At 67.2% G+C, this 11,817-nt stretch carries 6 protein-coding genes and 3 pseudogenes; 6 read left to right on the top strand and 3 right to left on the bottom strand.

All coding sequences use genetic code 11. The annotated features are described in order from the left end of the window. Window positions 1–910 (bottom strand): site-specific integrase (locus JGS39_RS28460; protein WP_236065824.1); only part of this gene is annotated, 910 nt, incomplete at its 3' end. A gap of 60 nt (window positions 911–970) precedes the next feature. Continuing rightward, window positions 971–1,198 (bottom strand): annotated as a pseudogene (locus JGS39_RS28465) (site-specific integrase); the annotation flags it as partial. Between the two features lie 1,139 nt (window positions 1,199–2,337). Here JGS39_RS28465 and JGS39_RS28470 point away from each other — a divergent pair. The 3 genes and pseudogenes from JGS39_RS28470 to JGS39_RS28480 all read left to right on the top strand — a co-directional run bounded on the left by JGS39_RS28470 (window position 2,338) and on the right by JGS39_RS28480 (window position 7,432). Continuing rightward, the gene (locus tag JGS39_RS28470) at window positions 2,338–5,313 is read left to right on the top strand and encodes an NACHT domain-containing protein (protein ID WP_219572464.1); all 2,976 of its coding nucleotides are present in this window, start codon (window positions 2,338–2,340) and stop codon (window positions 5,311–5,313) included. A gap of 92 nt (window positions 5,314–5,405) precedes the next feature. Continuing rightward, window positions 5,406–7,006, top strand: a pseudogene (locus JGS39_RS28475) (IS256 family transposase). Window positions 7,007–7,042: 36 nt separating this feature from the next. Next, entirely contained in the window at window positions 7,043–7,432 is a 390-nt protein-coding gene (locus JGS39_RS28480) for a hypothetical protein (protein WP_219572465.1), read from the top strand. Here the strand turns inward: JGS39_RS28480 and JGS39_RS28485 are convergent. Continuing rightward, window positions 7,386–8,027 (bottom strand): hypothetical protein, encoded by a 642-nt coding sequence (locus JGS39_RS28485; RefSeq protein ID WP_219572466.1) that lies wholly within the window; start codon window positions 8,025–8,027, stop codon window positions 7,386–7,388. The genes JGS39_RS28480 and JGS39_RS28485 overlap by 47 nt on opposite strands. Before the next feature lie 70 nt (window positions 8,028–8,097). On the opposite strand from JGS39_RS28485, the gene JGS39_RS41130 reads away from it, so the two are divergent. From JGS39_RS41130 to JGS39_RS28495, 3 genes and pseudogenes are all read left to right on the top strand, one after another. Further along, window positions 8,098–9,495, top strand: a complete 1,398-nt coding sequence (locus JGS39_RS41130; protein ID WP_236064271.1) for a hypothetical protein — start codon at window positions 8,098–8,100, stop codon at window positions 9,493–9,495. Next, entirely contained in the window at window positions 9,449–10,321 is an 873-nt protein-coding gene (locus tag JGS39_RS41135) for an FG-GAP repeat domain-containing protein (protein ID WP_236064272.1), read from the top strand. The genes JGS39_RS41130 and JGS39_RS41135 overlap by 47 nt, the downstream gene beginning before the upstream one ends. Window positions 10,322–10,941: 620 nt before the next feature. After that, a pseudogene (locus JGS39_RS28495) lies at window positions 10,942–11,799 on the top strand (IS630 family transposase); the annotation flags it as partial. Between the last annotated feature and the right edge of the window lie 18 nt (window positions 11,800–11,817).

Below are 11,817 nucleotides of genomic sequence, written 5' to 3' on the forward strand. Positions count from 1 at the left end.
TCCGAGAAACAGTGCCTAGTTCCAAGTAGTTGTGCAGTCCGGCCAGGGCCTCGTAAGAGGTCCACGTGGTGCGGAACTTCTTGCCCTTGGTGATCCCGGCCGGCACCGGGAACGGAATGGGAAACTCGGTCGGCTCCGGCGGCAGGACGGGGATCTCCCAGGACAACAGGTAGGTGAACTCCTGCAGCCGCATCCCGGTGGCCAGCGCGTGATCCCCGACCACCGCGTTGCGGGTCAGCTCACGGCCGTGGAATCCAGTGTCCTGCGAGCCGTCTGGGGCAAGCCCCCGCAGTCCCTTGCGGAACAGCTCGGTGAAGTCCGGCTCCAGGTACTTGATCGTCACGTGCGGCTTCGGGGTGCGGCGGACCGCCAGGTTCACCTTCACCTCCCGGCCGGTTCCGGCGAACAGGGCCCGCGCGGCCCGGTAGGTGAACGGCTCGGCCGTCGCGTATTCCTCATGCATCGCCCACCGGTAGAACAGCGACAGGATGCTCATGTGCTGGCCCCACGTCGTCGCTGCGAACCGGGCCTTCAACGGACCGGCCGCCCGGTGCTCGGCGTACCGGCTCAACGCGGCCTTCAGCCGTACCCGCGAGTCGAACAGACCCACCCCGTGCTCGGCCAAAAACTCCATCCACTCCTTGACCACCCGCGCGTAGTTCTCCCACGAGCTGGGCGCCGGCGCCCCGCTGGCCGGGAGCTCACGCAACCACCGGTTCACCACCGCCGCCGGACGCGGCGCAGCCGGACCGTCCTCGAAGCACAGGTCGTCGTCAATGAGCACGGGCATCCCCTCGGGGATCAACGGCCGGTGCTCAACGTCCCAGGACTGCCAGCCCCGAGACGAGAAGAAGTTCAGGATCATGAGCGCTGACAGTAGAAACACCACACAGCGGAGCGCAAAGCCCAAACACCCTGGTCAACTGCTCAACCGGAGTTAATCGCCACACGGAAACTAAGCAGAGACAAAGTGCCGCCACTCATGCAGATCCCAGCCGGTGCCCGGCTCACCGCCGAGGGCAGTGTACTCGTCCAGCAGCATCCGGGCCTGCCCGTACGAGAGACGTGCGAGCCCGGTGGCCGGGCAGATGTCGCGCGGGTTGACGACCTTGCCGGGGCCGGGCTTGCGGTGGGTGACGGACACTAGCCGCGCGTACGTCCGTCCGGGCAACAGCCGGGCAGTACCGGCGTCCCAGTGCGCGTGGCGTCTATCCATGGCCATGGAACCTCCAACGGCGCTGGAAACGGCAGGTGCCCCGCTTCCATGTCGGTGACTGGCCACGCTGGCAGTCACCCAACTTACCGACGTTACCCGCAGGCGCTGACAACGCAGGGTGGATACGACCGGCCGAACGACGCCGCGGCACCTGAATCCCCTCGTTCTGCTGCGCGGCCCTCGGTCTACCGTCCTGGCTATGAAGCAGGAGGGGGCCGGCTTCGCCGGCCCAGGATGAGCTCTGGGCGGAGGCCGCAGTCAACGCGGTCCTGGGAACGCGAAGGTTCAAGCACGACGATAAGTCTGAGGACTGCATGGTGGACTTCCTCCTCGATCCCGTCAACGGGACGGGGCCGGTGGCGGCGCTCGAGGTGTCTTCCACGATCGAGGGGCCCAACAACCTCTGTGGAGCGCCTTGCACAGCCGAGACGACCAGCCGATCCCTGACCTACAGGGCGACTGGATCGTGCAGTTCACGCCCGGGACAAACGTGCGGAAGGACTTCGGTCCCCTGGCCGCGCTGCTGGTTCGCGCCAGGAGCAGGCCGACCTGGACAAGATTGGCTCATCTGGGCGGATCGCGGCCACCTGGACATCATGATGTCCTTGACCAGCAAGTTTGTGCCCACGGGAAGCCCGAACGTTCCGGCCGGCCTTCGCGTCATCTGGCTCGGGTCGTTCAACGCCGATGGGCTCGTGTCCCGATGGAACGACTCGGGCTGGTCGATCCTCGAAGTGGAGCAACGGACCGCGATGCGGAAGTTTCCGGGGCTCTGCCCCTGCCCTCGACGGACAGTATGAGACCCCAGACCAGAACGGCCCGGGGTCTCAGTGGTCTGCGTTGAGCACCGGGTTCAATGACGGGGAGTGGCCGGTGTCACACCTGCTTCACGTCCAGCTCCGCGAGGGCGGCGAGCTGGTCCACCTCTGGCGGGTCCTGGCTTCCGCCCGGCGGAGGGTCAGGGGCCCGGGCGCCGTCCTCAGTTCTCCGGTGACTCTTCTTCGGGCGGCCCGCTCCGACTTGCCGGTCGGGCTGTGCCGTTGCACGTGACGGGTTTCGCCCCGGAGACTGTGAGTCAGTGCAGGGGAAGCGGCTCAGGCCGCTGTCACCGAGGGGGACGCTTGAGTATCGAAGCAGCCATCGCGGGCCGACTGGCCGGTGTCGTCGCCGGGCCCTTGGTGGGGCGCCTGCAGCGGGAACTGGCTCGCCGGGGGCGAGCCAGAGGGAGTCTCGCGCTTGCCCTGGACCGGATCGCCGCCCCGGGCGGACGGCCGGTCTCTCCGACCGCCCTCCTCAACGACCTTCCGCACGGGGTGAACAACCGCGACGTGCTCGGCTGCATAGAGACCCCGGAGTTCAGGGCTCTTGCCCAGCAGCTGATGGCTGTCGAGATACTCGACGGGGATCTGAGGGCGGCGACGAAGATCAAGTTCGCTTTGCGGGACTTCTTCAGGGGGAGGTTCCCGAACGCGGATGTCGCCGCCCTCAACAACTACTCGGAACTCCTGTTCGTGCATCTGCACCGCAGGTGCGAGGGGCTGGTCCGCGAGCTTCGTGCCGCGCTGAAGGACGAGTCGCAGGCCATCGACTGGGCGCACGCGACCCTGGCGCGAGCCACCGCGGACTCGATCGAGTCGTACCTGGCGGTCCTGGCTCGTCCGCACAGGCTGACGCCGCAGGACCGCGACGAGTGGACGCAGCGTTACCGAAAGGCTTTCTCGCTGCACGAGGAGATACCGCTTCCCGACCTCGGGAACCGCCGCCGGATTCACTACAGCGAGATATTCGTGCAGCCCCGACTGATCCACGTACAGGCGGGCGGCCGGACCTCCTTCGACGACTTCGTCGACTCCATCGACCGGACCGTGCTCCTGGGCGATCCCGGCGCCGGGAAATCGACGAGCAGCGCCATATCCGCATCACTGCTGTTTCAGCGGGGCCGATTGATACCCTTCTACGTGGTGATGCGTGAAGTCGACTTCACCGCCTCGGGGTTCCCCCTGGTGCGGGTGGTCGAGGAGCAGCTGTCCCAGCGGTACCAGATCAAGGTCCCGGAGGGACTCATCGAGGAGCTCCTTCTCGAGGGCTCCGCGCTGCTGGTCTTCGACGGCCTCGACGAGGTGCAGTCCGCGAGCCTGCGCCGGAGATCCTCCGAGATCATCGAGACGGCAAGCCGCCTGTATCCATTGTCGCGTGTTCTCGCCACGTCCCGGATCGTCGGGTACAGCTCGGCGAGGCTGAATCCCGTGACCTTTCACGAGTACCGCATCCAGCCGTTCGACGACGGGCTGGTGCTGGAGAGCGGCGAGGTCCGCGCCTACGTCTCCAAGTGGTTCTCCGTCGGATCGCGTCTGCCTGAGCCTCCCGGCCAGGTGACCGACGCGTTCATGAGGGAGAGCGCGAGCATCCCCGACCTGCGCTGCAATCCACTCCTGCTGGCCTATATCTGCGTGCTGTACCGGGGTCACCGGTTCATACCGCGCAGCCGGGCGCAGCTGTACAAGAAATGCGCAGAACTCCTTCTGGCCGACTGGGACAACTTCCAGGGACTTCCGGTCGACAGCGAAACGGATCTCGACACCGTACGGCACACCCTTGCCGCGTTGGCCTACCGGTCCATCACAGACCCCCAGTGGCTGGCGGGCATGCCGGAGGCCGACGTGAAGACGGTCGCCGCGGCAGCCATGTCCGACGAGTCCGTGCCCGCACACGAGGAGGCGCGCCGTCTGGCCGAGGATCTGGTTGACCTGTGCCGTGGACGTGCGTGGATCTTCACGGAACTCGGAACGGAGCTGGACGGCTCGGGAATTTTCGGCTTCACGCATCAAAGCCTCCAGGAGTACTTCGCGGCTCTTCACCTGGCGCGCAACAGCGGGACTCCCGAACTGCTGGCGGATCGTCTCCTGCCCGAGCTCACGGGCGGACGATGGGAGATCCTCGCCCAGATCTGCATGAACCTGGCGGACGAGAAGTGGGCCGGCGGGAGCAGCCGTGTCGTCACCCGGCTGCTGGAGCGCGGGCAGACGACGGAAGGTGATGGCCTGCGGACCCTCGTCGAGTTCATGGCCCGCAGGCTCGACGTCGTCAAGATCAACGTGGCGACCATGCGACTCCTCATGAAACTTGCCATCGAGAGCTACATATCCACCGGTTCCGGGGAGCTCCGCGAGTTTCTGTCACCCTCGGGCCCCTACCCGGAAGCGGCATGGGCGGCTTTCCAGGCTGTCGCCGAGAGCCAGCTGAACCTCGAGGCAGGCAAGGGGACACGCCACGGGCTTGCCGTGGCGTGGCTCGTGGCGAACGTGCACTACCTGCCCGCGTCGCCCCATGATCGACAGGCGGTGAGCGTCCACGCCGGCCCCGTCAGAGCGCATCTCGACTCCGGGGAGGGTCTGCGGACGATTGCTCTGAACGCGCTGCACCACTCGCCGGCCGGGTGGGCTCTGTCTCTGTACACGGGTGCTGCCGACATCCGGACGCTGGCGAGCCCACAAGCTCGCAGGGCCGCCGGACCTCCCGACGCCGCGCACAGCAATGTCCTGTCCGTCATGCTCGACACGGCAGGCACTCCCAACTCGCTGGGACCCATCTCGCCGGCCGCGTGGATCTTCGACATCCTCGGCGGTGCAAGTACAGGTACAGGTTCAGGTGCCGACGGGGCGCGGTACGGACGGGCCCGCGACGCTCTCGCCGGCCTCGCCTCGATGCTGGGTGACCCGATGGACACCCTGGTGAATCTCGACATCCCACGGCTGGACGACCGGTTCCTGGAGTACTGGAACGCCTGCGGTGCCGCCCGCTGTGACAGGGCCGTTCGGGAGTTGTATGAACAGTCCGGTGGTGCGGGCCGAGGCGGGAGCCCCGCCCTGACCGGGCTGATCTACATGTGCATGGGACTCATGGAACTGTTCGAAGAGGCTTTCACTGCACAGGTCAGGTACCCGCTGTCGCTCGCCCTGCTGGCCAAAGCCCGCCGGGAGGACTCGCGGGTCCTGGCGCCACTGCTGCCACGACTCACCTACCCCGCCCGCCGGTTCGTGCAGAACTGGTCCAGGGGCAGACACATCTGGAACATGGACAGAGCGGAGGTCTCCTGAGGGGGACTGTACCGTGAACGGTGTAACTCCCGAGTATAGAGCGGCAGTTGATGACTTACGTGACGATGGGTGCCGGGATGGACGAGGCCGGTATGGATGATGCTCTGGTGGCTCAGGTGGTGGCCCGGGCTCAGGCCGGCGAGTTGCAGCTGACTGGTGAGGGTGGGCTGCTGCAGCAGCTGACGAAGCGGGTGCTGGAGTCGGCTCTCGAAGGGGAGCTGACCGATCATCTGGGGCATGAGCACGGTGAGCGGGCCGAGGGCGGCCGGGAGAACCACCGCAACGGCCACCGGGCGAAGACGGTGATCACCGAGGCCGGACCGGTGGAGATCACCGTTCCCCGTGACCGGGCCGGCACGTTCGAGCCTGTGCTGGTCAAGAAGCGGCAGCGGCGTCTGGGCGGCATCGACGAGATGGTCCTGTCGCTGTCCGCGAAGGGCCTGACCCATGGGGAGATCTCCGCGCACCTGGCCGAGGTGTACGGGGGCCGAGGTCTCCAGATCCACGAATTCCACGATCACCGACAGTGTGATCGTGGGGATGAAGAATGGCAGAACCGTTCGCTGGATGCCGTGTACCCGGTCGTCTTCATCGACTGTGTCCACGTGAAGGTGCGGGACGGGCAGGTTGCCAACCGGCCGGTGTACATGGCGTTGGCCGTGACGGCCGAGGGCACCCCGCGACATCCTCGGGCTGTGGGTGGGCGACGGCGGTGAGGGGGCCAAGTACTGGCTGCAGTCCTTACCGAGATCAAGAACAGGGGCGTGCGGGACGTCCTGATGCTCGTCTGCGACGGGCTGACCGGTCTGCCGGATGCGGTGAATACCGTCTGGCCTGCGACGATCGTGCAGACCTGCGTGGTTCACCTCCTGCGCGGAAGTTTCCGCTACGCGGGTCGGCAGGACTGGGAGAAGCTCGCCAAGGCTCTCCGTCCGGTCTGCACCGCGCCGACCGAGGAGGCCGCGACGGCGCGGTTCGGCGAGTTCCAGGATGCCTGGGGCGTGAGTACCCCGCGATCGTGCGGCTGTGGGAGCACGCCTGGGCAGAGTTCGTGCCCTTCGTCCAGTTCGACGTCGAGATCCGCAAGATCGTGTGCACGACCAACGCGATCGAGTCCGTCAACGCCCGCATCCGCAAGGCCGTCCGCGCCCGCGGACACTTCCCCACGGAACAGGCCGCCCTTGAATGTGTCTACCTCGCGGTCATGAGCCTGGACCCGACCGGCACCGGCGCGAAACGCTGGACAGGCGATGGAAGCCGGCACTCCAGGCCTTCGGTATCTCCTTCGAAGGCCGGCTCACCGCAGCGCAGCAGTAACAACCAACCCCTGAGTTACACCACTCGCTGTACAGACCCTCCGCCGAGTACCACCGCCACGACTGGGTGGCAGACGAAGTACACGAAGCATGCGACGCCAGCCCAGACCGAGAGGGGGAGGAACGAACCACGCAAAATGTCCCAGAACGTGACCTATTCTGGGCTCCGGGCAGGGCACGTCGATGCCACACCTCTATGTGGTTCCTGGTCGCACAGGTCTCACGCCGCATGGACCCATCTCACCACTGGGCGCTCATTGATCTGTAAGAAGCGGCCTGGCCCCGCCGCCCGGTGTGCCAGAGCCTCCACCTGGACAGTGGTCGTAGCCGGCCCGGCTCCCGCCTCGGATACCGTATTCCTCTACGGGGTGCCATAACGGATGTGACGCCCCTCCACCGGAGGTAGTCAGCGTATGAGCTCAAAGCGCAGCAAGAATCCAGCCCTGCCCGTACTTGACGACGCATTCCGACTCGCGTCCGTCAAGGACGCCGAAGAGTCCACCCGTGACTTGGCCGCGCGGCTGGCCACCACCGAGCTGCGCCGCGCTTCCCACCCGGGCCGGGTAACCTGGGAGCCCACCGATGAGGCCGAGCCCGTACCGGTCCCGCCGACTGTGGTCGACGGTGACGGGGACCTGTGGCTGCGGGACCGGGGCACTGGCACCTGGACCATGCCCGAGTTCAACCCGAAGGAGTTCCCGGCCCGCTGTGGCGAGGTTCTGACGTGGGACCAGCTTGCCCGCGAGTTCGGCCCGCTTACCGGACTGGCCGACGACCGCCGCATCGGCGGCGGCCGGCGCTGACCGCGCAGCCTTCTGGGATGACCGCGCCCCTGAAGCGCCCGTTACGGGTAGCTGGGAGCTCCAGCTCACCGCCGAACTCGACGATGGCGGCGAGCAGGTGAGCGCGGTGGTCGATCACGATGTCTCCCTGTTCGCGATGGGAGGGCCGGAATCGCAGGTAGGTGCCGGGGGAGAAGCAGTAGGTGGCGGTGCCGTCCTCGTACCCGCGCCACAGGTCACGGCCCTTCAGGTATCCCTTGCTCCCCGTGTCGCCCACTGGCCGGCGGAACGATGCCGTGAACGCGGCGTCTTTGCACGCTGATCGTGCGACCTCGGCGCGCACATCCCGGCTGACTGCGGAGAGGCGGTGCTGGGCGTCGATCTTGCGGCGTAGCGGTGTCGCCAATCCACTGATCAGGCCGTCGGCCAGGAGGGCTGCGGTGAGTCCGACGACGGTGGCGGCGGAGAGCTGTGCGGTAGGGCTGTAAAGGTCGCTGGTGCGCTGGTGCGCTGGTGCGCTGGTGCGCTGGTCCGCCCACCGGCCGGCCGCCGTGCCGGCTGCGATGCCGCCAATGCTGGTGAGGGTGGGTGTCGATGAGGGTTTTCGTGCAACCATTCGAGCCGCTCGCGAGTCTGGGTCGGACACGGCATTTCCGTGTCCGACCCAGACTCGTGGGGGCTTCACCTTGCAACTCCGCACTGCCCGCAGCCGCCTTGCCACCGCCGTCACGGCCGTTCTCGCGGTCACCGCGCTCGGCGCCGGCACGCTGACAACCGCCCCGGCCGCGTTCGCGACGACATCGGCCTCGTCCGGGCAGGCCGACGCCACTCTTCCTGTCTACCCCGAGGGTTTCTACCTCGCGGGCGCGGGCACCAGCGGGTTCTTCACGTACGACTACGACTCCGTCGACCGCATCACGGACCTGGTCTGGACGCCGTACGACGGAGGAGCCACCAAGCGGCTCCGGCATCCCAAGGACGGCGGTTACGCCCTGGCGGGCAACGACGTGGCCGTCGTCGGCGATGACAGCTGGCCCATGTTCATGCAGTCGATCACCTTGTGGAACATGGCCGACCCGGCAGCCCCAGGCGTGGACATCAACCTCGGCGCGCTGAACGGCAGCTACGTGGCCACGCTGAGCCCGACGAGCGTGCTCGCGCAGGTGATGAACGAGGCCGGCCAGGCCGAACTGCACGTCGTGACCAAGGACGGCGCCACGACGACCACCCGCAAGATTACGGGCCTGCCGAAGGATGCCACCGAGTTCAGCGGCTCGACGGTCCTCGGGGGCTCCGTTCTCGTCAGGTGCGCGGCGGGCCCGCCGGACGGGCGCACTGGCCATCGGGCCCTGGTCGACGTGGCGGCCGGGAGGGTGACTGAGACCTACTCCTCGGCCAAGGCCGGGTACAACGACGACTCCGGCCACCTGACGTTCTCCGCTTCGCACGTGGCTTGGATCGACGAGCCGGACAACGAAGACGTCTACGTCACGTCCGTCGACCGCAAGACGGGCGAGGAGAGGAAGACCCTTCTGGGCAACGTCGTCGACGATTGGTGCTACGAGTTGGTGGGCGACTGGCTGGTGTACGGCGCCTACTGGACACATGCCAAAGCCGTCTCCCTGACCAGCGGTGAGACCCGCGACCTCGGCGTAACGGCGTCGGATTCGGAGTCCTCGGCCGACGGCAGCGCGGTGCTGAGAGGCAGCCGGGACGCCGACGGCGACGGGCTGTTCCGCGTCGCGGCCGGTCCGGACGGCATCCCGACGGTCACCAAGGTCGCCGAGACGGGCCAGGTGATGCCCCCGCTGGAGATTCAGCAGGTGCACGTCCCCGGCACGGCGGACCTCGACAAGACCGGCGGCAAGGTGACCCTGGGCTGGACGCTGTCGCGGGCTGACGCCTACCTGGACGTCACGCTCACGCACACCGTCACCGGCAAGGAGTTCACGAAGCGCTTGACCGCGCCCGCGTCCGGCACCCGGTTCTCCTTCGACTGGGACGGTGTCATCGGCGGGGTGGACGCGCCGAACGGCCATGTACGGGGTGGAGGCCGAGGCGACGCTGCTCGACGGCGTCGGTGATCCCGTCTACCAGGGCTGGCTGATGAACCTTGTCCGCACGGCCAACCCGCACGACTACACCAACAACGGCTCCACCGACGTCCTCGCCCGGGACGCCTCCGGCGTGCTGTGGCGCGACGACCTGCGGGACCGGCCGGTCGACGGCCAGGTCAAATCCGCCCAGCGCACCAAGATCGGCGCGGGCTGGGGGATCTACAAACTGATCGAGGCTGTCGGCAACGTAGGCGGTGCCGCCCCCGGCGATCTGATCGCGGTCGACGGCTCTGGCGTGCAGTGGCTCTACCTGGCCAAGGGCGACGGCACGTTCGCGACGCGCGTGCAGGTCGGTACCGGCTGGCAGATCTACAACAAGCTCGCCGGCGGCTCTGACCTCGACGGCGACGGCCGTCCCGACCTGGTGGCCACGGACGGCGCCGGAGTCCTGTGGTTCTACAAGGGCACCGGCAACTACGCGAAGCCGTACGCGTCCCGGGTGAGGGTCGGCGGCGGCTGGCAGATCTACAACCAACTCACGGCCGTCGGCAACATTGCCGGTACGGCCGCCGGGGACCTGGTCGCCCGCGACACCTACGGCGTCCTCTGGCTGTACCAGGGCAACGGCACCGGCGGCTTCGCCGCCCGCGTGAGGATCGGCGGCGGCTGGGGCGCCTTCTCCCAGCTCGTCGGCGCCGGTGACCTTGACAACGACGGGCGCCCGGACCTGATCGCGTACGGGTCGGGCGGCACGTACGTCTACCGCTCGACGGGCTCCGCCACCGCCCCCTTCAGCCGTCAGACGACATCGCTTCACTCGGGTGAGGGCACCAAGTTCAACAACGTGGTCTGAGGCCCGCCCGCCCAGGATGCAGAACAGGCCACCGCCGGATCGACTCCGGCGGGGGCCTGGAGACTTTCGGCCCGGTGGCTGGTGTGTCAGGGGGCTCCTGTCAGGTCATGTTCCACCTGGCCGGAGCCATGGAGAACGGGTTCCGGAGGCCGGACTGAACTGTCGCAAGACAATCCAGCAACACGTCAGTCAGACCCTGAGTCACGACCACCGGAACCCGCTACGAGTATCAATGTCAGACATTGCCCGTAGCGTGGTTGGTCCTACTCGTAGCGGCTGCGGGGAGCACCAATGGACGATGACCTTCAGATCGACAGCGATGAAGAACTCTTCCGCAATCGACGGCGCCCGCGTCGAGCCTGGGATCGGGCGTGGGCGCAGCGACCCGGGTGTTAGCGGCCGCGGACACGATCCGCCCGTTCTGCTGGTACGAGAACGCGCCCCGTACCGAGCCGGGCCAGCTCAGCCACGCAGAGAACCGGGACCGGCACGCCTGAGCGTGACGAAACGCCCCTACTCCTCCGTCTCAGGGTCCGCGCCGGCCCCGGTGTCGTCGCCTTCTGGACGCGGCCCTGTGCGGTCCCACCCTTGGCCGGCGGCCGCCACGGCCAGCACCACGTACATGGCGGCGGGCCCAGATGGTGCTGCTGTCCGCGCAGGGCATGCCGGTCGCGAGAATCGCCGAGGTGTCGTTCACCAGTGACGATCGCGTCAGAGACGTGATCCACAGCTTCAACACCGACGGCTTCGACTCGCTGTATCCGAAGTATTCCGGCGGCCGGCCGAAGACATTCACGCTGCCGGAACGACGCGAGATCAAGAAGATCGCCAAGTCCAAGCCGTCCGAGCACGACCTGCCGTTCTCTACCTGGAGCCTGACCAAGCTGGCGGACTTCCTGGTGGCCGAGGGGGTGGTCGACGACATCAGCCACGAGGGCCTGCGCATCCTGCTCCGCGAGGAAGGCGTCTCCTTTCAACGCCTGAAGACCTGGAAGACCTCCCGCGATCCGGACTACGCGGCGGAGAAGGCCCGCGTCGAACACCTCTATGCGATCGCCGACGGCGAGGCCATACCCGAGCCCGGTGAACCTGAAGTCATCTTCTGCATGGACGAGTTCGGACCCCTTAACCTGATGCCCCACCCGGGCCGGCAGTGGGCCGAACGCGGAGGCAAGCACAAGGACCCCGACCGCGAGCCCCGGCGACGGCGCCGGGCGACCTACAATCGCTACGGCGGGGTCCGGCACCTGTTCGCTGCCCTGGACCTGACCAAGGACAAGCTCTACGGCCACATCAAGCCGGTCAAGAAGCGGACCCAGTTCCTGGAGTTCTGCCGCTACCTCCGCACGCTTCACCCACCAACGGTGCGGATCGCGATCGTCAGCGACAACTTCTCCCCGCACCTGACCACGAAGAAGTGCCAGCGCGTCGGCACCTGGGCAGCGGCGAACAATGTCGAGATGGCCTACACCCCGACTACTGAGATTTAACTCGTG

This window comes from Streptomyces poriferorum (assembly GCF_019399235.1).
GTDB lineage: Bacteria > Actinomycetota > Actinomycetes > Streptomycetales > Streptomycetaceae > Streptomyces > Streptomyces poriferorum.

Excerpts from the sequence above, each read along its gene's own strand:
- JGS39_RS28480 (WP_219572465.1), top strand. The coding sequence starts at position 7,043 with ATGAGCTCAAAGCGCAGCAAGAATCCAGCCCTGCCCGTACTTGACGAC.
- JGS39_RS28485 (WP_219572466.1), bottom strand. The coding sequence starts at position 8,027 with ATGGTTGCACGAAAACCCTCATCGACACCCACCCTCACCAGCATTGGC.
- JGS39_RS41135 (WP_236064272.1), top strand. The coding sequence starts at position 9,449 with ATGTACGGGGTGGAGGCCGAGGCGACGCTGCTCGACGGCGTCGGTGAT.